Here is a 22,581-nt window from a genome sequence, read left to right on the forward strand (position 1 = left end):
TTATGGCTGTTCATCCGGGCTCCGGTTCTTGGCAGATTGGGTGTTTGGCGACTTCCAGTCTCTCAAACCCAACCCGGATGAACACCGGATACAACCTATTGAAGCATCACAACTAGCCGGCTGGCCGCCGCGGGTTCCCGCCGTGATCAGCGCGTCGTGCCGCTGGCGGCCTTCGTGGGCGCCTTGCCCACGCCGCTGGACGCGGTGGTCGGCGCCTTGGGCGCCGGTGTCGAGGTCGACGTGGACCCCGAGTTGTCGACCTTGCCGATGGTGCCGCCGGCCTTCTGCGACGACCAGGCGGCCGTCACGGCCAGGCCGGCCAGGAGCGCGACGAGCCCGCGCGCGCCGTGGCGGCGTGCGCGATGAAGTCTGCTTTCGGTGAGATGTCCCATGGTGTGCTTCCTGTGTCGAGCGGGGCGACGGACGCCGCCCGTGCTCAACGTTGTATCCAGCTGATGGCGCGCGGCCCCGCCCCGCCCGTGATGGTGGGCGGGTTCGGCGTCGGCGTCGACCCGCCGCCGGAACCCGGCGGCAGCGCGATGCCGCCCTTGATGGCCGTGATGCTCGGCGTGAACGCCGGCCCGGCGCCGACGTACAGGTCTGCGGTCACCAGCACCGAGTTGACCGTCAGGATCGTTGACGGGAACGTGCCATCGGCAAGATTGAACAGGTCGTAGTAGCCCGTGCCAGAGGTGCAGGCGGTGCCGGGCACGTAGACGGGCACCAGCAGGCCGGGGCCGATCTGGATCGGCAGGTCGGAGACCACCGAGGACGTGGTCATCGTGGTCACCGTGGTCGAGGTGGCCCAGGCGCCGGAGCTGTAGACGTAACCCTGCGTCGGCGTCGATGCCCAGAGCGGCGCCCAGCCCGTCGCGGTGATGCCGAACACCGTCACCTGGGACGAGTTCTCGACGTAGAGATACGGAATGCCGCTGACCTCGACATAGCCGACGTACAGCACGTTCGTCAGCGTGCTGCCCGACGACGGCGTGACGGTGGTGCCCACGGTGGTCAGCGACGCGATGTCGGTGCTGGCGACGCCCGTCAGATTCAGGAATCGCACCGTGCCGTCGGCACCGCCGATCCACAGGCGGTTGGACGTCGAATCGAGCGAGATGACACTGCTGACCTTGATGCCGGTGAGCACGGCCGACGAGGCCGCCGCCGTCGACGTCACGTCGCGTTCGTACAGCGTGCTCGTGCTGCCCGACGTCACCACGTAGACCTCGTAGGCGATGTTGCCGATGTATGCGATGACCGCGGGTTGCCGCAGGGGCGTCGAGCCCGTGGCACCGGCCAGGTCGCCCGACGAAGTCCCGCCGGTCACCACCGAGTCGTAGACGACCGTCGAGGGCGCACCCGACGAGTCGAGCGACACCGAGAAGTGCTCGGCGCCGGACTGGAAGCTGCCGACGATGTAGGTTCCCCAGGCGCCACCGCTGTTCATGGCGTCGACGACCCCGAAGCTGCCGTCCGTCGCGCCCGAGGACGCGAAGGTGGCGTAGTTCTGCATCTTGGCCAGGATGTTGCGGCTGGTCCAGCCCCACTGCAGCAGGCCGGTGGAGGCGTTGATCGAGTAGAGGAAGCCGTCCGAATTCGTGAACAGCACCGACGGCGTGCGCCCGGACAGGCTGCGCGCGTAGGCCGCGTAGGTGGAATAGCGCTCCGTCAGCAGCGCCGAGACCGGCGGGCCCATGAAGTCGCCGGTGTCCTGCGTGCTGAAGACGCCGAGCGGCCAGCCCGACTGGCGACCTGCCAGGTACGAACACCCCGTCGGGCCGCCCGAATAGGACGGGTCGACGGTGTAGGAGACGATGGTGGCCACGTCGGGCACGCAGGTGGTCGTGGTCAGGTTGAACGCGGCGGCGTCCACCGCGCTGAGCGCCACGACGCTGCCAGTGGTGCTGGTCGATTTCAGGGCCGTGCCGCGCAGCGTCGTCGACATGTGGGTCGAATCGCCGGCGTCCCAGGTCGCGGTGGGCGTGACGACACCATTGGCGTCCACCGGGAAGGCCTGCACGTGGCCGGCGCCCGGGTTGGCGATCGAGGTCAGCTCATATTCGGACGAGGTGCCGCCGGCCACCGAGATCGGTGCCACCGGCGCCGCCACGGCGCTCGAACGGTAGATGATGTCCACCACGCTCAGGAACGCGGTGCTCAGCGAGGCGGAGTCGGTGGCCGCGTAGGCCGTCGTCGTGCCGCCGGCGATCGCCATGGCCTTGAGCAGCGCCGCCGCTGCCGGATTGTTGGTGGAGTCCACGCCGGCGCCCAGGCCGATCACGAAGGTCTTGATGCCCGCGGTGTTCAGGGCCTTGATGGCGGTGATGGCGTCGGTGACGGCCTGCGAGTTGGACGACGCGAACGAGCCGTCGGTGTTGTAGCTCGCCGTCAGGCTGTAGGCCGTCGCGGTGGTGGTGCCCAGCGGGGGCCACGCGTTGCCATTCGAATCCAGCGTGGGCAGGCCGTCCGTCAGCAGCACGACGAACTGCGTCTGGCAGCTGACCGTGCTCAGCCCGGCCAGGTAGGACTTGGCGCCGTTCATGAGCGCGTAGATCGCCGACTGTCCGGCCGAGGATTTGATCTCCTTGGTGGACGTGTCGTTGGTCTCGGGCTGCAGGGCCGCCGTGAACGCGGAGCTCGTCGGGTCGGTGGACATGGCCACCAGCGCCGAGCCCGTCGTGGCGGACTGGGACGCGCCGTAGCCAAACCCGCGCTGGCTGTACATCACCTGGTTCGAGAACGGGACGTAGCCGGCGTTGGTCGGCGTCGTGGCCCACGAGCCGATATTCGGCGCGGTGGAACCGTAGCTCTCCGAATAGCAGCCGAGGCAGGTGTTGTAGGTGGACAGCGAATACGACGTATACGGATTGGCCGGGCTGGCGCCGCCGTAGGTGACGAAGTCGGCGCGGATGTTCCCGCCGACGTACAGCACGTCGTTGATCAGCGGATCGTCGCTGCTGGCGCCGATCGTCATGTACTGGTTGCCGGACAGCGCGCCGGTGGAATACAGGCCGTCGATGGCGGAGCACGACGAGTTGACGTTGGACGACGACGAGCTGTAGTTGTAGCAGGGGTTGGCGACCGTGCGCGACGTGCCCGAGGACGATGCGGTATTGGTGAACGTGAACGGCCCGGAGGCCGGGCTCATGTAATACACCCAGGTGTTGTACAGGTTCACGCCGCTCGTCTTGTACGTGTACAGGCCGAAGTTGAGCGAAGTCCCGTAGCTGCTCAGCACGTTCGCGATGGCCGCCTTGGTGAAGTTCATGCGGCTCGGACCGTTGTCGCACTGGTCGCCGCTGGGGCAACTGTACTGGCCCAGCGTCACCGGGCCCGTGACCGTGTACGGCGCCAAGCCGCCGCTGCCCGTGTTCAACGGGGGGGTGTAGCCGCTGGGAACGGTGAAGTTGGTCGGCGAACTGGAGTTCGACAGCGACGAGTAGCCCGACGAGAGGCTTCCGCTGCCCACCATGATGGCGCCGGAGGTGGTGCCGTCCATGGACTCCGAGTTGGTGATGGCCAGCAACACCTGCGGCGCGGACGACGGGGCCCCCGCGGCGATAGCATTCACGCCAGACAACAGCGCCGTGCCGACACCGCAGAGCCAGAGCTTGCGAAAGCCGTTGGATCGGATCATTGTGTGCATAGCCGGTAGACCATCTCGATGTTGTTGGAGGTGACGCCGTTCGCTTCCTTGATATGGACGAAGACGTCGTAGTACGTGGCGGTCAGGCTGTAGCGCTGCCCGGGCACGCCAAGCTGGCAAGCGTTCTGGTCGTAGCGGCCGGTCGGCTGCACGACCACCAGCGCCGTGTATCCCAGCGCCGTGCCGTTGATGGCCGGCGTGAGGCTGCCGCAGCGCAGGGTGTTGTCGCTGTTGCCGAGGCAGCTGTCCCAGTAGGTGCTGGAGGTGTCGGTGGGCGCCTTGGTGCCGCCGGGCACCATGCGCATCCAGGGCTGCGTATAGGCGCTGACTTCCAGCGTCTGGCCCGACGCCGCCGCCAGCACCAGGCCCTCGACCTGGCGCATCGCGACGTCGGACACCTGCACGTTGCGCTGGCGCTGCAGCGTGTTGCCGCCCATCAGCGTGGACACGATGTTGTCGCGCATCGACACCACCAGGCCCAGCAGACAGACGAGCAGGAACACCATCACGACGAGCAGGATGTCGCCGCGCTGGCGTCGCGCGGAGCGCGGGAGCGGGCGCATGCCGCGTCCGCCCGGGCGTCGGGTCAGTACTTCCATAGCCAGTTCCGGTAGCCCACTTCGGTGGTGTTGACGATGTAGCGATGCTTGGAGGCCGGCACGCTGAGAGACGTGAACCAGGCGCTCGATACCGGCCCGATCGGGATGGTGGTCGGGCCGGTCACACCCGCGTTGTCGACGTTGGGGTCGTCGTTGATCGTGCGGGTGACGAGCGCGACCCGCACGCTGCGCACGGAGCTCCAGTGCTTGCTGCTGGTGACGGTCGCACTTTCCTCGTAGGCGGTCACGGCGCCGGTGAGGCCGGGATCGACGCCGAAGCTCACGCGCAGCGAGACGACGCCCGCGGCGATCGGCTGCGGCGCGGTGACGACCGTGTCGTCGGCCAGGCTGTAGACGGCGCGCATCAGCACGGGGAACGAGCCGCTGCCGTCGATGTAGTAGACGGCAAACTGCTGGGTCGACGTCGCCGCCGTGCCGATGTCCGTCACCCACGAATTGAAGATGCCGACATTGGTCAGCGCCGTCGAGAAGCCGGCGTTGGCCATGGGCGTCACGAAGCCGCTGTAGCCGCCCGAGGGCATGATGGTGCCCCCGGAGCTCGTCAACGTGGTGGACGTGAACGAGCTGATGGGCACCCGCAGGCAAGGCAGCGCACCACCGAGCGGGGTCTGCATGATGGCCGTATCGCCGGCCGTGAAGCCCGTGGTGGGCTTCGTCGGCGCGATGCCGGTGCTCAGCGGGTTGGCGCCGGTCGCCGTATCGCCGCGAAAGACGGTGTTGTCGGGCTTGGTGAACTGGGTCGTCCCGGACGGCGCCATCGTGACGAGCACGTCCGTCTGCACGGCCGACACGGCACCCGCCGGGTAGTTCAGCGTGATCGACGGGGCGAACTTCATCTTGCTGCCCGACACCGCCGACACCGCATCCACCGGATGGTGCGCGAAGTAGCCCGGGCCACCGGAGTTGTAGGTGACCAGCGCCTCGCAGGTGTGCATCAGGTTGCCGAACAGGAAGCCCGAGCCGGTGATGTCGTGCGTGATCAGGTCCATCGCCGCGCGCGCCTGCGTGTCGCGCGTGCCGGTGTCGGCGATGCGCACGCTCTGCGACGCCGTCTTGGTCTGCATCTTCAGGATGGCCACGGCCAGCAGCAGCGACAGCAGCAAGGCGACCATCAGCTCCACCAGCGTGAAGCCGGCGACCGCGCGGCGCGGGGCGCGTCGCGAACGGAGAATCGGGGGCGTGTTCATAGGCCGAGCTGGTAGTAGAAGACCTGGGTACGGGTCGTCGTCTTGGAGGACGCCCACGTCAGCGTGAGCGTGATCGCGCACGCCGACGCGCTGCACGCCGCGCCGGTGACGGGATCCTTCCAGGTCTCGATCTTGGCCGTCCCCGACGGCAGGCCGTTGGAGCTCGTGTCGGTCAGGCTGTAGAGCCAGGGCTGCAGCGCGGCGGGGGCGCTCGTGATGTTGGCCGACGTGAACGTCACGGCCGTGCCGCCGCTGAGCAGCGCGGAGCTGGTGACGATGCTGGGGTTGGCCTGCACCACGCCCCAGAAGCCGTTGCTGATCGTGGCGGTCGTCGCGACGATCTGGTTCTGCGTCGCGCCGCCTGTCACGTTGCCGAGCGAGCGCAGGATCGCAAGCAGGCCGAAGCCGAACAGGAAGATCGCGATCAGCACCGTGATCAGCGTGAAGCCACGCTGGCCGCGCCTCGCGCGCCGGGACTTGAAAGGATGCCGGTTCACGAATCCACCCCCGTCGTCGCGTGCGTCTCGATGACCGAGCCCGAATACAGGATCTGCAAGCGGTAGCTCGTGGTCGTGCCGGTCAGCACCAGCGTGCCGCTGCTGGCCGTGCTGCTGAGAAAACCCTGGGGCGTGAACGTGAAGGTCGTCGGCAAGGTCGGCACGCCGGCCGTGGCGGCGGGCGCGCAGGACATCGCGGTCGGCGTCGTCGCCATCGTGTGCGCCGCGTTGACGTTGCCGGAGACCTTCGTGGTCCACGAGCAGTCGGCGTTGATCGTCAGCGTCACGGTGGGCGTGCCCGAAGCCAGCGACGCGTCGAGCGATTTCTGGTCGGCCGCGCCCGCGGCGCCGCGCGCCCAGGTGATGTCCTGCACCAGCTGCTGCTTGACGCGGCGCTCGTTGGCCTGCGCCGACGCCTTGCCGAAATACGGCGCAGCCAGCGTGACCAACAGAGCCGCGATGGTCAGCGTCACCATCAGCTCGATCACCGAGAAGCCGCGTTGGCCCGTTCGACTGCTCATCTCGTCCTCACTGGCAGGAGCCGGAACGGCTGCTGACCCAGCACGTCGTGCTCGTGGGCCAGCCCGACGGCGCCGCCGTGGTGGCGCGAGTGCCCTGGGAGTTGATGCTGAACGTGAAGCCGGTCACCACCGAAGTGGAACCCGTCGCCAGCAGCGTGTAGTCGGTGGCGGAAGGCGAGCTCACCGAGTAGGTGAAATTCTGCGAGACACAGGACGCGATGGGGCCGCTGACGTACGTGCGGGAGTCCTGGTAGTACTGGCCGTAGCTCACGGAGCAGGCCGACAGCTGGTTGAACGCCTCCGTCAGCTTGCCGCGCTTGACGTAGTCCTTGTAGGCCGGCAACGCGACCATGGTCAGGATGCCGACGATCGCGACCGCGATCATCAGCTCGATCAAGGTGAAGCCGCCGCTGCGAGCGGGAGACCGAACCGGGGTGCGCAGGATGGCCCTGTCCATGGGAACTGCCCTTTCTACAAGATGCGGCGAGTATCCGGCCGGGCGCGGACGCCCCGCCGCCCAACCGGACGACTGGTCGAATTTGTAGATCGAACGGCACGCCCCCCGGGGCGGGGGCGGCGTCAGTGGACGCTGGGCGTCGCGCCGGGCTGGCTCGTGGGCGGCGCGAACAGGGCGCCGACGTCCACCGCGTCGAAGCGGTACTGCGTGCCGCAGAAGTCGCAGCCGATCTCGATGTCCTTGCGCTCGGCCAGGATGGCTTCGGCCTCGTCGCGGCCCAGGTTCCTGAGCATGTTGCGCACGCGGTCGGCCGAGCAGCTGCAGGCGAACCTCGGCACCTGCGGCTCGAACACGCGCAGCGGCTCTTCCCAGAACAGGCGGTGCAGGATCGTGGGCGTGTCCAGCGTCAACAGCTCGTCGGCGGTCAGCGTCGACGCGAAGTGGGCGATGCGGGTGAACGCCTCCTCGTCGACCTCGGCCCGGGCCGCGCCCGCGAGGTTGCCGGCGCCCTCGATGGGCAGGCGCTGGATCAGCAGGCCGCACGCGGCCTCGCCGTTGGCGGCCAGCACGATGCGCGTCTCGAGCTGCTCGGACTGGCGCATGTAGTGCTCCAGCATGGTCGCGACGTCGCCCACCGGGCCGCCGTCGGGCGCCTCGAGCGGCACGACGCCCTGGTAGGGCTGCTGGCCGGGCTGGCGGTCGCTCGGGTCGAGCGTGATCGCGCAGCGGCCCTCGCCGTGCCGGTTGACCAGGTCGCCGAAGCGCGCATCGGGCGCGATGTCGCCCTGCACCTTGGCGGTCACGCGAAAGCGCAGGTCGGACATCGATTCGGCCACCGCCAGCTTGACCGGCCCGTCGCCATGCACCTGAAGGATCAGCGCGCCGTTGAACTTGAGGTTGGCCTGCATCAGCGTGGCGGCCGCGGCCATCTGGCCCAGCATGTCGCGCACCGCGGGCGACCAGTCGCCGCTGGCGGAACGGCGCCGCAGCACCTCCTGCCAGCTGTCGGTCAGGCGGACGATCATGCCGCGCACGGGCATGCCGTCGAAGATGAATTTCTGAAGCTCGCTCATTTGCTCAGGCGCCCTTCCCCGTCGCGGGCACGTCGATGCGCACGACCTCGTCGCGGTGCCGCGCCGCGTTGGCCACGTAGTGCGCCGCGCTCATGCGCAGGCCCTCGACCTGCTCGTCGGTGAGCGTGCGGATGGCGCGCGCCGGGCTGCCGACGATCAGCGAGTTGTCCGCAAACTGCTTGCCCTCGGTCACCAGCGAGCCCGCGCCCACGATGCAGTTGCGGCCGATCTTCGCGCCGTTCATGACGATGGACTGGATGCCGACCAGCGTGTTGTCGCCCACGGTGCAGCCGTGCAGCATCACCTGGTGGCCGATCGTGACGTCGGCGCCCAGCGTCAGCGGCGAGCCCATGTCGGTGTGCAGCACGCTGCCGTCCTGGATGTTGGTGCGCTCGCCGACGGTGATCCACTCGTTGTCGCCGCGCAGCACCGCGCCGTACCAGACGTTGGCGCCGGCGCCGAGCTCGACGCGTCCGACGACGGTGGCGGATTCGGCCACCCAGGCGTCGGGCGCCACGCGCGGGGATTCGTCGCCGATTCGGTACAGGGCCATGCAGTTCTCCGGGAATGAGGGCGTGATTTTACGGATCGGGACGGCCGCACGCGCGGCCACGGGCAATGTGCCCGCGGTCCCGATTCGAGCAAATGGGGGCGATCAGCCCAGTCTCAACAGCTCTTCCTCGCTGAAACCGGCCGCGCGCCGGGCCTCCAGGTTGAACGGCCCGCGCAGCCGCGGCGCGCCGTGCCGCTCGGCCAGCGCCGCGTAGGTGGCGATCGGGTCCAGCCCGCGTTGCGCGCACAGGACGCCGTACCAGTGGTTGCCGATCGCCACGTGGCCGATCTCGTCGCGCAGGATGATGTCCAGGATCTCGGCGCCGCGCCGGTCGCCCACGCTGACGAGCTTGTTGCGGATGGGCGGCGACGCGTCGAGCCCGCGCGCCTCGAGCGTGCGCGGCACCAGCGCGATGCGCGCGAGGATGTCGTGCTTCGTCTTCTCGGCCATGTCCCACAGCGCGTTGTGAGCCGGGAAGTCGCCGTAGGCGTGGCCCAGCTCGACGAGCCGGTCGCTCAGCAGGCCGAAGTGCAAGGCCTCCTCGCGCGCGACCCGGGCCCAGTCCAGATAGAACTGCCCGGGCATGCCCGCGAAGCGCCAGGTGAGGTCGGCGGCCAGGTTGATCGCGTTGAACTCGATGTGGGCCAGCGCGTGCATCAGCGCGGCGACGCCATCGGGCGACTTCACCGAGCGCTGCTTGATCTCGGTGTGCGGCACCAGCGCCGGACGCGCCGGCCGTCCGGGGATGCCGGCGGGCTCGGCGATCGCCTCGTCGGCACCGATGCCGTCGAACGTCTCGAGCTCGCGCGCGAGCGCGGCCTTTCGCCAGGGGTCGGAGGCCAGCAGGACCTCCAGGGAACGTTGTCGGAGCGTGCGCACCCCCACATGGTACGTGGCGGCACGGGCGCCATCGTGGTGCGCGTGCGCACCAGGATGGCCGCGCGAATGAAAAAGGCGCGAGGGCATCGCTGCCGTCGCGCCGAACGATCAGGAGACGAAGGGGTCGCTCAGAACTCGTAGTTCGCGGTCATGCCGATGGTGCGCGGGCGCAGGTAGTAGGCCTCGGAGACGCTCTGCACATTGGGGTGCTGGATCTCCACGTGGTTGTTGTTCAGGTTCTTCACGAAGGCCGTCACTTCCCACTTGTCCCAGTTGACGCCGGCGCTCGCGTCGGCGGTGAAGTAGGACGCGCGCAGGTGGTCCGGATCGACGCGCACGAAAGTGCCGTGGCTGCTGCCCGTCCACTGGACATTGCCGCGGACGAACGCGTTCATGGCGTCGGTGAGCGCCCAGTGGTAGTCGCCGCCCAGGCTCGCGCTGGCGCGCGGCACGCCTTCGACCCAGTCGCCCTTGCGGACGTTCAAGCCGCCGGCGTCAGGGTTGCCGTCGGGGATCGTGCCGAACGCCGAGTAGGCGTTGTCGAAGGTGGCGTGGGTGACGCCGATCGACGTCGACATCGTCAGCGACGGCGTGACGCGTGCCTTCAGCTCCATCTCGAGGCCGTAGCTGGTGGCGTTGCCGACGTTGGTCTCGTAGTCGAAGCCGGCGTCGCTCAGGTTGATGTCCTGCTGGATGTTCTTCCACTTCAGCAGGAACGCGGCGAGGTTGAGCGTCATGCGGTGGTCGGCCAGGTCCATCTTGCTGCCAAGCTCGTAGCTCCACAGGCTGTCCGGCGCGAACGACGCGGGAACCGGGCCGGTCAGGCCCAGCTTGGCCTGGTTGGCCTCGACCTTGGGAGTATCGGGCACCGGCCGATTGGCGCCGCCGAGCCGGAAGCCCTTGGACGCGTTCGCGTACAGCGAGACGTCGGGCGCGACTTCCCAGTTCAGCTTGAGGCTGGGCGTCGTCGCGTTCCATCCCGCGTCGACCGGGGCCTGCCCGCCGTAGCCGGGCGTCGACGGATCCGGGCCGTCGTAGAGATACGGCAGCGCCTCGCGCGTGAACTTCTGCGTGGCGTGCAGCCGGCGCAGGCCGCCGGTCAGGGCCAGTTGCGGCGAGAAGTGCCAGGTCAGCTCGCCGAACACGGACTCCTGCTTGTCCTTGTAATGGCGGACGCTGTAGTACGAATCGTCGATCGAGAGCATCCCGGGGAAGCCGCCGAACACGTTCGGGTCGAGCGGATCCAGGCCCAGGCTCGTGAAGACGGCCTGCGCGCCGAGGACGGGCTCGTTGTCGTAGACCGAGGTCTTGGCATCCTGCGCGTAGGCGCCGGCGATCCACGTGATCGGGTTGCCGCCCTTCGGGTCGTAGTCCTTGGAGGTCAGGCGCAGTTCCAGCGAGGTCTGGTCGATCCGGTTGTTCAACTGCACCTGCGACGGCAGGGCACCGAGCTTGTTGTACAGGTCAAGCTGCGAGCCCGTCAGGCTGCCGGGATCGTCCGCACCCGTGACGCTGGTGGCCAGGTTGTTGATCAGCGTGCCGTCCTGGATCCGGTTGAAGCGCCGCTTGTAGCCGCTCAGCACGCCCGTGAAGCTGGCGAAGCCGAGGTCGCCGTCCACCGTCACGCTGGGCACGCTGAGCAGGTCGTGGCCCGGCTCGCGCACCGTCTTGCTCGTCTCGTAGCGCGGCAGCGAGCTGTAGGTGGCGTCGATGTCGGCGGTGTTGGTCTGCTGCTGGAACAGCGCGGGCGTGACGCTCCAGCCGGCGCCGAGATCGGCCCGCAGGGCGAGCTTCACGACGGTGTAGTCGTCGTGGTTGATGTCCTTGGCGATCTTGTTGCCCGACCCGTCGACCTGGTCGATGTAGCCGCTCTCGTGGCCATGCTCGACGCCGATGCGCAACCCGAGCCGGTTGCTGATGATGGGCAGGTTCAGCACGCCCTGGGCCTCGTAGTTCACGCCGCCTTTCTCGGTGAACGACAGCGTCTCCGTCGTCGAGCCCGAGAAGAACTTCAGGTCCGGCCGCTTGCTGATGAACTTGATCGTGCCGCCCAGCGAGCTCGCGCCGTACAGCGTGCCCTGCGGCCCGCGCAGGATCTCGGCGTCCTGCAGGTCGAAGAAACGCGGCTCGGCAGTGCCCTGGCTGTAGAGGTTGCGCGTGGTCAGCGAGACGTCGTCGAGGTAGACGCTGACCGTCGCCGCGCCGGCCTGCGAGCTGACGCCGCGGATCTCCACGGTGCCCAGGCCCGGGCCGCCCTGCGACGAGAACGAGATGTTGGGGATGTTGCGCGTCAGGTCCTCGACCGTCGTGATCTGCTGCGCCTGCAACTGCTCGCCCGACAGCGCGGACACGGCCATCGGCACGTCGCGGATGTCTTCCTTGCGCTTCTGGGCCGTGATGATGACGGTCGCGATGCCGCCACTGGGCGTCGATGCGGCGGGACTGGCGGCGGTGGCGGCGGCCTGGGCGAGCGCCGTCATGGGCGCGAGGCAGGCGAGGCCGGAGGCGACTCCGGCGGCGATCACGATCTTCTTCTTGGACATCTGGTCCCTTCTCTGGTCGGTGGTGAAGCGGTGGCTCGGGGCGCATTCGTCGCGCCGCGCGGCATCCGCAGGACATCGCAAGAACCATTCCAGTGTCGATACGGAAAGCCGGCCTGCGACGAGCGCCGTCGATTCTCTGCCTTTCGAACGCCGTCATCGACCTCCGCGACACCCGGCGTCTCCGAACCCCAACGCTCCGGGTCGCCACCCTGTGACGCGGCCGACTATGTTGATACGATCCGCGCTTTCGCGACGACTGCCTCGCCCCATGGATGCCGCAGCGCAGGCCGCTGCCGTACCAACCCAGACCCACTCGATGACCCCGCCGATCCTCTCGACCGACCCAGCAGCCGTCTCCCGGAAACTTCGTCATCAAGAGGCCAGGGCATGATCGAGACGCTGGGCCGCAAGCTGCTTCGGATCAAGCCGCCGGAGGAAGTCGCCACCCACGCGGACGGCAAGGCGCTCGAGCGCTCGCTGGGCATCTTCTCGCTGGCCATGATCGGCGTCGGCGCGACGATCGGCACGGGGATCTTCTTCACGATGGCCGAGGCGGTGCCCAAGGCCGGGCCGTCCGTCATCCTGTCGTTCCTGATCGCGGCGGTCACCGCGGGCCTGACGGCGCTGTGCTACGCGGAACTGTCGTTCCGCATCCCGGCCTCGGGCTCGTCGTACTCGTTCGCCTACGCGTCGCTGGGCGAGTTCGCCGCCTTCACGATGGCCGCCTGCCTGTTGCTGGAATACGGGCTCGCGGCCAGCGCCACGGCGATCGGCTGGTCGGACTATCTCAACAACTTCCTCGTCAACGCCACCGGCTGGCAGGTGCCCGCGTCGCTGCATTCGCCGATGATCGTCTCGGGCACGAACGGCGTGGAATTCCATCCGGGGCAGTTCAACCTGCCGCCGGTCATCCTGGTCGTGCTGTGCGTGCTGCTGCTGATCAAGGGCACGACGGAATCGGCGGCCGTCAACACGACGATGGTGCTGATCAAGCTGGCGATCCTGCTGTTCTTCGCAGTCGTCGCGATCCACGGCTTCGACGCGAAGAACTTCCATCCCTTCTTCAATCCGGACAACAGCAAGGGCTTCGCGGGCATGGCGGGCGTCACCGGCGCGGCCGGCACCGTGTTCTTCTCGTTCATCGGCCTCGACACGGTCGCCACGGCCGGCGCCGAAGTCCGCAACCCGAAGCGCAGCGTGCCGATCGCGATCCTGGCCGCGCTCGTCATCGTGACCGTCTTCTACATGCTCGTCGCGGTGACCGCCGTGGGCGCCCAGCCGGCGGCCAAGTTCACCGGCCAGGAAGCCGGGCTGGCCGTGATCCTGCAGGACGTCACGGGCAAGGCCTGGCCGGCGCTCGTGTTGTCGGCGGGGGCGGTGATCTCGGTCTTCAGCGTCACGCTGGTGACGATCTATGGCCAGACGCGGATCCTGTACACGATCAGCCGCGACGGACTGATCCCCAAGGTGTTCCACCGCGTCAACGCGCGCACGCGCACGCCCATCGCCAACACGCTGATCGTCGGCACGGGCGTTGCCATCGTGGCGGCCCTGGTCGATTCCAACTTTCTCTGGGACATGGTCAGCATGGGCACGTTGACGGCCTTCATCGTCGTCTCGATCGCCGTGCCGGTGATGCGCCACAAGGGCGGCGACGTGCCGGCGCACGGCGGCTTCCGGGTGCCGTTCGGACCCTACGTCGTGCCGCTGCTCAGCATCCTCTCGTGCCTGTTCATCATGAAGGACCTGTCGGCGATGACCTTCCGGATCTTCTTCATCTGGATGGCGGCCGCGCTGTTCGTCTACTTCGCCTACGGCCTGCGCCATTCGCGGCTGAACGCCGCTCGCCGCGACTAGCGCCCGTTCACAGGTCGCCGATGAAGTAGCGCTTCAGGCCGGCCAGGATCATCTCCACGGCGACGGCGGTCAGGACGAGCCCCATCAGCTTCTCGACGGCCGCTACCATCTGGTCGCCGAGCACGCGGCGGATGCGGTCGGCCGCCAGCAGCACCACGCCGCTGATGGCCAGCGCGGCGGTCAGCGCGCCGATCCAGGTGACCATGTGCTCGGGCTGGCGCGAGGCCAGCAGCAGCACCGTGGCCATCGCCGACGGGCCGGCCAGCAGCGGCACGGCCAGCGGGAAGATGAAAGGCTCGCGCTCGCCGACGTCGGCCCCGTAGGCGCCCTCCCCGCCGAAGATCATGCGGATCGCGATGATGATCAGGATCACCCCGCCGGCCACCTCCAGCGAGCGCTCCGACAGCCGCATCAGCGTCAGGAAGCCCTGCCCCGACACCATGAAGACGACCAGCACGGCGAACGCGATCAGCACCTCGCGCAGCGCCACGAAGGTGCGGCGCTCCGGCTTCACCGCGCCGAGGATGGAGATGAAGATCGGCAGGCTGCCGAACGGATCCAGCACCAGCAGCAGCAGGATGAGCGCGGAGAGAAAGGTGTGGTCCATGGGGGCGGGATTGTGTCAGAAGCCCGGCCCGGCGATCGCCGGAAATGGCCGACCCTCGCGATCCTGGCCGCCGGGTTTGCCAAGGAATAAGGACGAGTGTATTATTCGCCCATGCCCAAGCCCTCCCACCGCGAAAAGCTGCTGCACGTCGGCATGCAGGTCGTCCACGAACGCGGGTTCGGGGGCGCCAGCGTGCGCGACATCGTCCAGGCCGCGGGGGTGCCGCAGGGCTCGTTCACCAACCACTTCACGTCGAAGGAGGCCTTCGGCCTCGAGGTGATCGGCCTCTACTTCGAGAACGCCGTCGAGCTGATGCGCCGCACGCTGCGCAACGACGAGCTGGCGCCGCTGCAGCGGCTGCGCGCCTACATCGACTACGGCAGCGACACCGGCAGCGCGGAGAGCACGAAGAACGGCTGCCTGTTCGGCAACTTCACCGCCGAGGCCAACGACTGCGGCGAGGCGATCCGGCTGCGCGTGGTCGAGGCCTTCGCCGAGGTGCAGGCGGCCATCGCCTACTGCCTGCGCGCCGCGGTCAAGGCCGGCGAGATCGCGCCGTCCACCGACTGCGACGAGGTCGCCGCGTTCATCGTCGCGTCGCTGCAGGGCGCGCGGCTGCTGGCCAAGGCGCAGCGCAGCCCGCTGCCGGTCGAGCGCTTCAAGGAAGTGCTGTTCTCCAGCGTGCTCAAGCGGATCGGCCAGGCGGCCTCCGCGTCCTGAGCGGCCTGCGCGGTTCGATCGGCAACCGAATGCGGACAGGCGTATTTTTATGTTGACTCGATTAATACGGCCGTACATACTGAATCATCCTACGAAGGACTGCCCATGACTGCCCCCGTCGTCCTCATCACCGGCGCCCTCGCCGGCATCGGCCGCGCCACGGCGCTGGCCTTCGCGCGCCAGGGCGCACGCCTGGTCGTCTCCGGCCGGCGCGACGACGCCGGCCAGGCGCTCGCCGGCGAACTGCGCGAGCTGGGCGTCGAGGCGGAGTTCATCCGCGCCGACGTCCGCGACGAGGCCGAGGTCGAGGCGCTGGTCGCCGGCACCCTCGCCCGCTTCGGCTGGCTGGATGTCGCCGTGAACAACGCCGGCACCGAGGGCACGCTGACGCCGCTGACCGACCTGACCACCGACAGCTACGCCGCCGTCTTCGACACCAACGTGCTCGGCACCGTGCTGAGCCTCAAGCACGAGCTGCGTGCGATGCGCGGGCAAGGCCGCGGCGCGATCGTCAACCTGTCGTCGACCATGGGCCACCGCGGCGCGGCCAACGCGGCGCTCTACGTCGCCAGCAAGCACGCGGTCGAGGGCCTCACGAAGACGGCCGCGCTCGAGGGCGCGCCGCTGGGCATCCGGGTCAACGCCGTCGCGCCGGGGCCGGTCGAGACCGAGATGCTCGCCCGGCTGACAGGCGGCGGCGAGCGCAAGGCCGCGCTCGTCGCCGGCGTGCCGATGAAGCGCGCCGGCACGCCCGCGGAGATCTCGCAGGCCATCGTCTGGCTCGCGTCCGACCACGCCACGTTCCTCACCGGCCAGGTGATCGACGTCAACGGCGGCAAGACCGCCTTCTGAACCGGAGAACCCGCATGACCACGACCAGGACCATCAAGATCCCCGGCCCCGACCATCCGATCACGATCACGCCAACGCCGAAGCGCGTCGTCGTGACCGTCGGCGGGCGCGTCGTCGCCGACAGCCGGGCCGCGCTGACGTTGCAGGAGGCCGCGTATCCGGCCGTCCAGTACCTGCCGCGCGCCGACGTCGACATGTCGCTGCTCGAACGCACCGCGCACGCCACGTACTGTCCGTACAAGGGCGACTGCGCGTACTACAGCGTCCCCGCCGGCGGCGAGCGCGCGGCCAATGCCGTCTGGACGTACGAACACCCCTACGACGCCGTCGCGGCCATCCGCGACCACGTGGCGTTCTATCCCGATCGCGTCGACGCGATCGAGTTGCGCGACTGAGTTCGCGTCCGCGGCGGGGCCGACCTCGCGCCCCGCCCTTCTTTTCGGGCGTTCTCTTGAGTTCACCTAATACGTCCGTACGTAGTTTAAGCCGACGATCCCTCACTCCACCAGGAACCACCATGACTGCCTCCCGCACCAACGCCCCCGTCGTCCTCGTCACCGGCGCGCTCGCCGGCATCGGCCGCGCCACCGCGCTCGCGTTCGCGCGCGACGGCGCCCGCCTCGTCGTCTCCGGCCGCAACCAGGAAGCCGGCGACGCCCTCGCCGCCGAGCTGCGCGCGCTCGGCGCCGACGCGCTGTTCCTGCGGGCCGACGTCCGCAACGAGGCCGAGGTGCGCAGCCTCGTCGACCAGACCGTCGAACGCTTCGGCCGCCTCGACGCCGCCGTCAACAATGCCGGCACCGAAGGCCAGCCGGGCCCGGTCGTCGACCAGACCGCCGAGACCTACGCCGCCACTTTCGACACCAACGTGCTGGGCGTGCTGCTGAGCATGAAGCATGAGCTGCGCGTGATGCAGGCGCAGGGCGCGGGCAGCATCGTCAACGTGTCGTCGGCCTACGGCAAGATCGGCGCGGCCGGCGCCTCGGTCTACGTCGCCAGCAAGCATGCGGTCGAAGGGCTGACGAAGTCGGCGGCGCTCGAAGTGGCGACCACCGGCATCCGCATCAACGCGGTCGCGCCGGGGCCGATCGTCACCGGCATGCTCGACCGCTTCACCGGCGGCGACGCCGGCAAGGCCTGGATGACCGAGCAGGTGCCCGCCAAGCGGCTGGGACACGTCGACGAGGTCGCCGCCGCCATCGTGTTCGTGGCGACCGGCAAGGCCACCTACATGACGGGCCAGTCCATCTCGGTGGACGGCGGCATCACGGCCTGAGGCCCAGGCCGCCCGGCTTCATCGGCAGGCCGGGGGCCGACTTGAGCGGGTGAAACGGGGACCGTTCGGCCGTCATTCGGCCATCGAAAAACGGGGCGATCGGCACATTGGAACTTCCACGATGGAAGAGTCCGATGCACTGCCGATCCACCCCACTCCAGACCCTCGCCCTCGCCTGCGCGCTGCTGTTCGCCGGCGCGTCGCAAGCGGCACCGAAGCCCCTCAGCGATGCCGAGATGAGCGCCGTGCGCGGCGCCGACGGCTCGATCCTCGCCGGCGTGCAGACGCCGTCGTCGAACGCGCAGAACCCGTTCGCCAACGGGCTCAGCGCCGCGTTCTCGAGCAGCACCGGCGCCACCCTGCTCACGCCGTCGGAGTTCTCCGCCGCGCTTGCGGGCGTGGGCCTGACGCCCTCGATGCTGAGCGACTACGCGGGCCAGACGGTCTCGCAGACGGTCGTCGACGCCAAGCCCGTGACCTTCAGCTTCAACATCTCCGACGTCCTGCAATCGACCACCGGGCTGCAGTACAACAGCGGCCCCTCGATGGGCACGATCACGCTGAAGGACTTCGACGCGCGCGGCACGACGATCTGGGTCTGGCACCACAACTGACGTCCGCTCACCCGCGCGGGTGATGCTTCGCGTGCAGCTGCCGCAGGCGCTCGCGCGCGACGTGCGTGTAGATCGTGGTCGTCGAGATGTCCGCGTGGCCCAGCAGCAGCTGCACGGCGCGCAGGTCGGCGCCATGGTTCAGCAGGTGCGTGGCGAACGCGTGGCGCAGCGTGTGCGGCGAGATCGGGTTGCGGATGCCCGCGGCCAGCGCGTACTTCTTGACGAGGTTCCAGAACATCTGGCGCGACATCGCCGCTGCGCGCACCGTCACGAACAGCGCGTCGCTGCGCCGGCCTTCGAGCAGCTCGGGCCGTGCCGTCGCGAGCCACGATTCGAGCCAGCGCCGCGCCTCGTCGCCGAACGGCACCAGGCGCTCCTTCGAGCCCTTGCCCATCACGCGCACGACGCCGTCGGCCAGGCTCAGGTTGACCAGCTTCAACTCGACCAGCTCGCTCACGCGCAGGCCGCTCGCGTACATCAGCTCCAGCATCGCGCGGTCGCGCGCGCCCAGCGGCGTGTCGACGATGGGCGCGGCCAGCAGCGCGTCGACCTGGGCCTCGCTGAGCGTCTTGGGCACACGCATCGCCTGGCGCGCGGGGCGCAGCTTGAGCGTCGGATCCTCGGTGAGGAGGCGCTCGCGCAGCCCCCAGCGATAGAAACGCCTGAACACCGCGAGGCGCCGGTTCGCGCTGGTGGCCTTGCTGCCCGCGTGGCGCGCGAGCATGTAGCCTTGCACGTCGATGGCGCGCGATTGCACGATGTCGCGCGCCTCGGCGTCCGACAGCCACGCCGCGAACAGCGTCAGGTCGCGCCGATAGGCCGCGAGCGAGTTCTTCGCGAGGCCGTCCTCCAGCCACAGGCCGTCGAGGAAGCGGTCGATCACGCCCTGGCTGCGCTGCATCGCCGCCGCGTCGCCGACCGGCCTGGCCGATTTCTTCGCGGCAACCAATTCAGCTCGCGAGGCCCAGCATGCCGGCCTTCATCCGCGCGTCCACCGGCTGGTCGCCAACGAAGATGCCCAGCAGCGCGGCGTAGAGATCGGCCCCCGGCACCGGCGCGCCGAAGGGCTTGCCGTTGACGGTCATCGTCAGGCCGACGGCGGGCGCGTAGTCGAGATTGACGATGTCGCCCTTCCTGACGTTGCCGACGCTGCGCAGCGTGCGGTCGAAGGCGGCGATGCGATCGCCCATCGCGGCGACCTGGCCGGCCGGCGTGCGCCTGGCGATGCCGCCGGTGAAGGCCTTGGCGAACTCGTCGGAGGGGCCGTCCATCAGCAGGCGCACCTGCAGGCGCTTGGGCCCGCTTTCGGCGAGGACTTCAGGCCCGGTGGCGGCGTGCGTCGGCAGGTACAGGCCCGCGACGTAGACCTTGTAGATGAACGCCGCGCGCAGGCCGACACCGTTGAGCTGCAGCGGCGTGCCGGCGACGCGGGCGTCGGCCGGGAAGGTCTGGTCTTCGAGCGTGATCGGCGTCGCGGCCTCGGCGGCATTCGCGCCGGGCAGGAACGCCAGCGCGACCAGCGCGATCAGCGCGACGCCCAGCAGGCCCTGGCCGATGGCGCGGGCGCCGGCGAACGCGCGGCGCGCGGGACGGCGCCATGGATCGTGAATCATCAACCCTCCTCGCGGGCTTCGCGACGCGACGCCTCAATCGTTCAACGCGCCAGCGACCGGCGCGGACGACAACGCCCACTGTATGTGCTCCGCGAGCAGCGTGCTCGCGTCGGCCAGGCGCGCGCGCAACGCAGCCTCGATTTGTTCACGCGGCTCGCCCGCATGCAGCGCGTTGCCCAGCGCCACGGCGATGTTCCGCTGCCAGCGCGCATGGCCGATGCGTCGGATCGGCGAGCCCTCGGTGCGGCGCAGGAACTCGTCCTCGCTCCACGAGAACAGGTCCAGGAGCGTCGGGTGCACGAGGTCGGCGCGCTCTGCAAAGTCCGGTAAAGACGTGCGGCGCGCGAACTTGTTCCACGGGCAGACGACCTGGCAGTCGTCGCAGCCGTAGATGCGGTTGCCCATCGCGCGGCGGAATTCCACGGGGATCGGGTCGTCGCTCTCGATCGACAGGTACGAGATGCAGCGGCGCGCATCGAGACGCTCCGGCGCGACGATCGCCTGCGTCGGGCAGATGTCGATGCAGGCCGTGCAGCGGCCGCAGTGCGGCTCGGCGGCGGCGGTCAGCGGCAGCGCAATGTCGACGAAGATCTCGCCGAGGAAGAACATCGAGCCCGCGTCGCGCGCGAGCGTCAGCGTGTGCTTGCCGCGCCAGCCCAGGCCCGAGCGCGTGGCCAGTTCGACCTCCAGCACCGGCGCCGAATCGGTGAAGCAGCGATGGCCCAGCGGGCCGATCTCGTCCGCCAGCCTGTCGGCCAGCTTCTGCAGCCGGTTGCGCAGCACCTTGTGATAGTCGCGGCCCCGCGCATACATCGAGATGACGGCCTCGCCGGGCCGCGTCAGCCGCGCCTCTTCCTGCGCCTGCCAATCGTCGCCGCGCGACTCGGGCAGGTAGTCCATGCGCGCCGTGACGATGCGCAGCGCGCCGGGCTGCAGTTCGGCCGGGCGCGCCCGCTTCATGCCGTGCGCCGCCATGTAGCCCATGCTGCCGTGGAAGCCGGCCTCGAGCCAGGCGCGCAGGCCGTCCTCGGCCTCCGTGCCGAGATCCACCTCGGCCACCCCGATCTGTGAGAATCCCAACTCGCGCGCCCAGCCTTCGAGACGGCGCAATAGAGCGACCTTCCCGGGATCCTCCCCGACCTCATGACGCAGCTGCAACATCCGCCGATTCTAGGAACATCGCAGGCCAGCTGGGCCGACGAGCCCGCGTGCGCGCGTGACGCGGGCGCGCTCGCCATCGCGTCCGCGCTGCGCGACGCCTTCGTCGAGCTCGAGGGCCCGCTGGGCGCCGGCAAGACGACCTTCGTGCGCCACCTGCTGCACGCGATGGGCGTCGAGGGCCGCATCAAGAGCCCGACGTATGCGGTCGTCGAGACCTACGAGCTCGACCACGTCGCGATCTCGCACTTCGACTTCTACCGCTTCGACGACCCGCAGGAATGGGAGGACGCCGGCCTGCGCGAGCTGTTCGGCGCGCCCGGCCTGAAGCTGGTCGAGTGGGCCGAGAAAGCCGAGCCGCTGCTGCCCGTGCCCGACCTGCGCGTGACCATCACGCCACACGACGAGACGATTCGACGCGTCCGATACGACGCGATGACCCCCAAGGGCCTGCTTCTGATCGACAATCTGGGTTCATGAAGCGTAGAGACTTGCTGCGCGGCGGCAGCCTCGTGTTGTGCCTGGGCGCCACCGACCTGGTGTTCGGCGCCAGCATCGTCGCCGTCCGCGTCTGGCCCGCGGCCGACTACACGCGCGTCACCATCGAGTCCGACCAGCCGCTGGCCGCGCACAACTTCCTGGCCGAGAACCCGAACCGGCTCGTCGTCGACATCGACAACCTCGAGCTGAGCCCCGCCCTGCGCGACCTCGTCGGCAAGGTGCGCGCGGATGACCCGTTCATCGCCGGCGTGCGCGTCGGCCAGAACCAGCCGCGCGTCGTGCGGCTGGTGCTCGACCTGAAGCAGGCCGTCGCGCCGCAGCAGTTCACGCTCGCACCGGTCGCCGCGTACCAGCACCGGCTGGTGTTCGACCTGTATCCGGTCAAGCAGCAGGATCCGGTGCTGGCGCTGCTGCGCGGCAAGGAGCAGTCCGAGCAACGGGCCGCGCAGGAAGTGCAGGACGCCCTCGGCGAGTTCATCGGCAAGATCCCGGCGGGCGCCAGCGCGCCCTCGCTGGCCGGCACCGACATCGCGACCATCCCGACGCCACTGCCCGCCTCCGCGCCGCGCGTGGCCGAGGTGAACCCCGCGACGCACGGCGGCACGGGCATCGACACCTCGTCGATGGAGATGCAGGCGCCCTTCGCGTCGCGTCCGCTCACGCCCGAGGAAAAGCGCAAGGTCGACCGCCTGCTGGTCATCGCGATCGACCCGGGCCACGGCGGCGAGGACCCCGGCGCGATCGGCCCGACCGGCCTGAAGGAAAAGGACGTCGTGCTGGCCATCGCGATGCAGCTGCGCGAGCGCCTCAACGCCAAGCCCGGCGTGCGCGTGCTGATGACGCGCGACTCCGACTTCTTCGTGCCGCTGGGCGAGCGCGTCAAGAAGGCCGAGCGCGTGCAGGCCGACCTGTTCGTCTCGATCCACGCCGACGCGTTCTTCACGCCCGACGCGCGTGGCGCCTCGGTCTTCGCGCTGAGCCAGGGCGGCGCCTCGAGCGCGGCCGCGCGCTGGATGGCCAACCGCGAGAACCAGTCCGACTCGGTCGGCGGCGTCAGCGTCAAGGTCAAGGACGCCCAGGTGATGCGCGCGCTGCTCGACATGAGCACCACCGCGCAGATCAAGGACAGCCTGCGCGTCGGCGGCGAGGTGCTGAGCCGCATCGGCAAGGTCGGCAAGCTGCACCGCGGCGAGGTCGAACAGGCCAGCTTCGCGGTGCTGAAGGCGCCTGCGATCCCGTCCATCCTCGTCGAGACGGCGTTCATCTCGAACCCGCAGGAAGAGGACAAGCTGCGCGACGCCGACTACCGCACCAAGCTGGTCGAGGCGCTGTTCACGGGGATCGATCGCTACTTCGCGAAGAACCCGCCGATCGCGCGGCATCGCGACCTGTAGCGATCCGCGGGCG

The 22,581-nt window shown here is 69.1% G+C and carries 23 protein-coding genes; 8 read left to right on the forward strand and 15 right to left on the reverse strand.

The features are described 5' to 3' along the window. Nucleotides 1-146: 146 nt before the first annotated feature. The 11 genes from LPC04_RS22530 to LPC04_RS22580 form a co-directional block, all read right to left on the reverse strand. On the reverse strand, nucleotides 147-392 hold the full coding sequence (locus tag LPC04_RS22530; protein ID WP_275684549.1) for a hypothetical protein: 246 nt from the start codon (nucleotides 390-392) through the stop codon (nucleotides 147-149). A 44-nt stretch (nucleotides 393-436) separates the two neighbouring features. After that, nucleotides 437-3,637, reverse strand: coding sequence for a pilus assembly protein (locus LPC04_RS22535; protein WP_275684550.1), 3,201 nt, complete (start codon nucleotides 3,635-3,637; stop codon nucleotides 437-439). Continuing rightward, nucleotides 3,634-4,209, reverse strand: a complete 576-nt coding sequence (locus tag LPC04_RS22540; RefSeq protein ID WP_275684551.1) for a hypothetical protein — start codon at nucleotides 4,207-4,209, stop codon at nucleotides 3,634-3,636. The genes LPC04_RS22535 and LPC04_RS22540 overlap by 4 nt, the downstream gene beginning before the upstream one ends. 23 nt (nucleotides 4,210-4,232) lie before the next feature. Continuing rightward, nucleotides 4,233-5,453: a PilW family protein gene (locus LPC04_RS22545; protein WP_275684552.1), complete on the reverse strand. Its 1,221-nt coding sequence runs from the start codon at nucleotides 5,451-5,453 to the stop codon at nucleotides 4,233-4,235. Further along, the gene (locus LPC04_RS22550; RefSeq protein ID WP_275684553.1) at nucleotides 5,450-5,950 is read right to left on the reverse strand and encodes a type IV pilus modification PilV family protein; all 501 of its coding nucleotides are present in this window, start codon (nucleotides 5,948-5,950) and stop codon (nucleotides 5,450-5,452) included. Before LPC04_RS22550 ends, LPC04_RS22545 begins: the two co-directional genes overlap by 4 nt. Next, on the reverse strand, nucleotides 5,947-6,471 hold the full coding sequence (locus LPC04_RS22555; RefSeq protein WP_275684554.1) for a pilus assembly FimT family protein: 525 nt from the start codon (nucleotides 6,469-6,471) through the stop codon (nucleotides 5,947-5,949). Before LPC04_RS22555 ends, LPC04_RS22550 begins: the two co-directional genes overlap by 4 nt. 7 nt (nucleotides 6,472-6,478) lie before the next feature. Then, a complete protein-coding gene (locus LPC04_RS22560; protein ID WP_275684555.1) occupies nucleotides 6,479-6,928 on the reverse strand; it encodes a type IV pilin protein in 450 nt (149 codons plus the stop codon). 122 nt (nucleotides 6,929-7,050) lie between these two features. Continuing rightward, entirely contained in the window at nucleotides 7,051-8,001 is a 951-nt protein-coding gene (gene hslO, locus LPC04_RS22565) for an Hsp33 family molecular chaperone HslO (RefSeq protein ID WP_275684556.1), read from the reverse strand. Between the two features lie 4 nt (nucleotides 8,002-8,005). After that, nucleotides 8,006-8,554, reverse strand: a complete 549-nt coding sequence (locus tag LPC04_RS22570) for a gamma carbonic anhydrase family protein (RefSeq protein ID WP_275684557.1) — start codon at nucleotides 8,552-8,554, stop codon at nucleotides 8,006-8,008. A gap of 102 nt (nucleotides 8,555-8,656) precedes the next feature. Further along, nucleotides 8,657-9,433 (reverse strand): ferritin-like domain-containing protein, encoded by a 777-nt coding sequence (locus LPC04_RS22575; RefSeq protein ID WP_420854759.1) that lies wholly within the window; start codon nucleotides 9,431-9,433, stop codon nucleotides 8,657-8,659. Between the two features lie 128 nt (nucleotides 9,434-9,561). Then, nucleotides 9,562-11,976: a TonB-dependent receptor gene (locus tag LPC04_RS22580; RefSeq protein ID WP_275684558.1), complete on the reverse strand. Its 2,415-nt coding sequence runs from the start codon at nucleotides 11,974-11,976 to the stop codon at nucleotides 9,562-9,564. Between the two features lie 387 nt (nucleotides 11,977-12,363). Here LPC04_RS22580 and LPC04_RS22585 point away from each other — a divergent pair, with 387 nt between their 5' ends. Beyond that, nucleotides 12,364-13,833, forward strand: a complete 1,470-nt coding sequence (locus LPC04_RS22585; protein WP_275684559.1) for an APC family permease — start codon at nucleotides 12,364-12,366, stop codon at nucleotides 13,831-13,833. A 7-nt stretch (nucleotides 13,834-13,840) separates the two neighbouring features. Here the strand turns inward: LPC04_RS22585 and LPC04_RS22590 are convergent, their stop codons facing one another. After that, the gene (locus LPC04_RS22590; RefSeq protein WP_275684560.1) at nucleotides 13,841-14,440 is read right to left on the reverse strand and encodes a MarC family protein; all 600 of its coding nucleotides are present in this window, start codon (nucleotides 14,438-14,440) and stop codon (nucleotides 13,841-13,843) included. A gap of 111 nt (nucleotides 14,441-14,551) precedes the next feature. On the opposite strand from LPC04_RS22590, the gene LPC04_RS22595 reads away from it, so the two are divergent. From LPC04_RS22595 to LPC04_RS22615, 5 genes are all read left to right on the forward strand, one after another. After that, nucleotides 14,552-15,160 (forward strand): TetR/AcrR family transcriptional regulator, encoded by a 609-nt coding sequence (locus tag LPC04_RS22595; RefSeq protein ID WP_275684561.1) that lies wholly within the window; start codon nucleotides 14,552-14,554, stop codon nucleotides 15,158-15,160. A gap of 105 nt (nucleotides 15,161-15,265) precedes the next feature. Beyond that, nucleotides 15,266-16,012 (forward strand): SDR family NAD(P)-dependent oxidoreductase, encoded by a 747-nt coding sequence (locus tag LPC04_RS22600; RefSeq protein WP_275684562.1) that lies wholly within the window; start codon nucleotides 15,266-15,268, stop codon nucleotides 16,010-16,012. A gap of 14 nt (nucleotides 16,013-16,026) precedes the next feature. Further along, nucleotides 16,027-16,407 carry a DUF427 domain-containing protein gene (locus LPC04_RS22605; RefSeq protein ID WP_275684563.1) on the forward strand — a complete coding sequence of 127 codons (381 nt, stop codon included), beginning with the start codon at nucleotides 16,027-16,029 and terminating at the stop codon, nucleotides 16,405-16,407. 122 nt (nucleotides 16,408-16,529) lie between these two features. Then, the gene (locus LPC04_RS22610; RefSeq protein ID WP_275684564.1) at nucleotides 16,530-17,288 is read left to right on the forward strand and encodes an SDR family NAD(P)-dependent oxidoreductase; all 759 of its coding nucleotides are present in this window, start codon (nucleotides 16,530-16,532) and stop codon (nucleotides 17,286-17,288) included. A 134-nt stretch (nucleotides 17,289-17,422) separates the two neighbouring features. After that, nucleotides 17,423-17,902 carry a hypothetical protein gene (locus tag LPC04_RS22615; RefSeq protein WP_275684565.1) on the forward strand — a complete coding sequence of 160 codons (480 nt, stop codon included), beginning with the start codon at nucleotides 17,423-17,425 and terminating at the stop codon, nucleotides 17,900-17,902. A 7-nt stretch (nucleotides 17,903-17,909) separates the two neighbouring features. Here LPC04_RS22615 and xerD read toward each other — a convergent pair whose 3' ends face one another. From xerD to queG, 3 genes are read right to left on the reverse strand one after another with little or no spacing between them, the layout of a single operon-like run. Continuing rightward, nucleotides 17,910-18,803 (reverse strand): site-specific tyrosine recombinase XerD, encoded by an 894-nt coding sequence (gene xerD / locus LPC04_RS22620; protein ID WP_275684735.1) that lies wholly within the window; start codon nucleotides 18,801-18,803, stop codon nucleotides 17,910-17,912. A 49-nt stretch (nucleotides 18,804-18,852) separates the two neighbouring features. Next, nucleotides 18,853-19,515 carry a chalcone isomerase family protein gene (locus LPC04_RS22625; RefSeq protein WP_275684566.1) on the reverse strand — a complete coding sequence of 221 codons (663 nt, stop codon included), beginning with the start codon at nucleotides 19,513-19,515 and terminating at the stop codon, nucleotides 18,853-18,855. 33 nt (nucleotides 19,516-19,548) lie between these two features. Next, entirely contained in the window at nucleotides 19,549-20,676 is a 1,128-nt protein-coding gene (gene queG, locus LPC04_RS22630; protein WP_275684567.1) for a tRNA epoxyqueuosine(34) reductase QueG, read from the reverse strand. On the opposite strand from queG, the gene tsaE reads away from it, so the two are divergent. Both tsaE and LPC04_RS22640 read left to right on the forward strand, forming a co-directional pair. Then, nucleotides 20,659-21,153 carry a tRNA (adenosine(37)-N6)-threonylcarbamoyltransferase complex ATPase subunit type 1 TsaE gene (gene tsaE, locus LPC04_RS22635; RefSeq protein ID WP_275684568.1) on the forward strand — a complete coding sequence of 165 codons (495 nt, stop codon included), beginning with the start codon at nucleotides 20,659-20,661 and terminating at the stop codon, nucleotides 21,151-21,153. The two genes, queG and tsaE, sit on opposite strands and share 18 nt — an antisense overlap. Then, nucleotides 21,150-22,568: an N-acetylmuramoyl-L-alanine amidase gene (locus LPC04_RS22640; RefSeq protein WP_275684569.1), complete on the forward strand. Its 1,419-nt coding sequence runs from the start codon at nucleotides 21,150-21,152 to the stop codon at nucleotides 22,566-22,568. The genes tsaE and LPC04_RS22640 overlap by 4 nt, the downstream gene beginning before the upstream one ends. Nucleotides 22,569-22,581 lie beyond the last annotated feature (13 nt).

Source organism: Scleromatobacter humisilvae (assembly GCF_023231945.1).
GTDB classification, from domain to species: domain Bacteria; phylum Pseudomonadota; class Gammaproteobacteria; order Burkholderiales; family Burkholderiaceae_C; genus Scleromatobacter; species Scleromatobacter humisilvae.

Excerpts from the sequence above, each read along its gene's own strand:
- LPC04_RS22530 (WP_275684549.1), bottom strand. The coding sequence starts at position 392 with ATGGGACATCTCACCGAAAGCAGACTTCATCGCGCACGCCGCCACGGC.
- LPC04_RS22535 (WP_275684550.1), bottom strand. The coding sequence starts at position 3,637 with ATGATCCGATCCAACGGCTTTCGCAAGCTCTGGCTCTGCGGTGTCGGC.
- LPC04_RS22540 (WP_275684551.1), bottom strand. The coding sequence starts at position 4,209 with ATGCGCCCGCTCCCGCGCTCCGCGCGACGCCAGCGCGGCGACATCCTG.
- LPC04_RS22545 (WP_275684552.1), bottom strand. The coding sequence starts at position 5,453 with ATGAACACGCCCCCGATTCTCCGTTCGCGACGCGCCCCGCGCCGCGCG.
- LPC04_RS22555 (WP_275684554.1), bottom strand. The coding sequence starts at position 6,471 with ATGAGCAGTCGAACGGGCCAACGCGGCTTCTCGGTGATCGAGCTGATG.
- LPC04_RS22560 (WP_275684555.1), bottom strand. The coding sequence starts at position 6,928 with ATGGACAGGGCCATCCTGCGCACCCCGGTTCGGTCTCCCGCTCGCAGC.
- hslO (WP_275684556.1), bottom strand. The coding sequence starts at position 8,001 with ATGAGCGAGCTTCAGAAATTCATCTTCGACGGCATGCCCGTGCGCGGC.
- LPC04_RS22570 (WP_275684557.1), bottom strand. The coding sequence starts at position 8,554 with ATGGCCCTGTACCGAATCGGCGACGAATCCCCGCGCGTGGCGCCCGAC.
- LPC04_RS22580 (WP_275684558.1), bottom strand. The coding sequence starts at position 11,976 with ATGTCCAAGAAGAAGATCGTGATCGCCGCCGGAGTCGCCTCCGGCCTC.
- LPC04_RS22585 (WP_275684559.1), top strand. The coding sequence starts at position 12,364 with ATGATCGAGACGCTGGGCCGCAAGCTGCTTCGGATCAAGCCGCCGGAG.
- LPC04_RS22590 (WP_275684560.1), bottom strand. The coding sequence starts at position 14,440 with ATGGACCACACCTTTCTCTCCGCGCTCATCCTGCTGCTGCTGGTGCTG.
- LPC04_RS22595 (WP_275684561.1), top strand. The coding sequence starts at position 14,552 with ATGCCCAAGCCCTCCCACCGCGAAAAGCTGCTGCACGTCGGCATGCAG.
- LPC04_RS22600 (WP_275684562.1), top strand. The coding sequence starts at position 15,266 with ATGACTGCCCCCGTCGTCCTCATCACCGGCGCCCTCGCCGGCATCGGC.
- LPC04_RS22605 (WP_275684563.1), top strand. The coding sequence starts at position 16,027 with ATGACCACGACCAGGACCATCAAGATCCCCGGCCCCGACCATCCGATC.
- LPC04_RS22610 (WP_275684564.1), top strand. The coding sequence starts at position 16,530 with ATGACTGCCTCCCGCACCAACGCCCCCGTCGTCCTCGTCACCGGCGCG.
- LPC04_RS22615 (WP_275684565.1), top strand. The coding sequence starts at position 17,423 with ATGCACTGCCGATCCACCCCACTCCAGACCCTCGCCCTCGCCTGCGCG.
- xerD (WP_275684735.1), bottom strand. The coding sequence starts at position 18,803 with ATGCAGCGCAGCCAGGGCGTGATCGACCGCTTCCTCGACGGCCTGTGG.
- LPC04_RS22625 (WP_275684566.1), bottom strand. The coding sequence starts at position 19,515 with ATGATTCACGATCCATGGCGCCGTCCCGCGCGCCGCGCGTTCGCCGGC.
- tsaE (WP_275684568.1), top strand. The coding sequence starts at position 20,659 with ATGACGCAGCTGCAACATCCGCCGATTCTAGGAACATCGCAGGCCAGC.
- queG (WP_275684567.1), bottom strand. The coding sequence starts at position 20,676 with ATGTTGCAGCTGCGTCATGAGGTCGGGGAGGATCCCGGGAAGGTCGCT.
- LPC04_RS22640 (WP_275684569.1), top strand. The coding sequence starts at position 21,150 with ATGAAGCGTAGAGACTTGCTGCGCGGCGGCAGCCTCGTGTTGTGCCTG.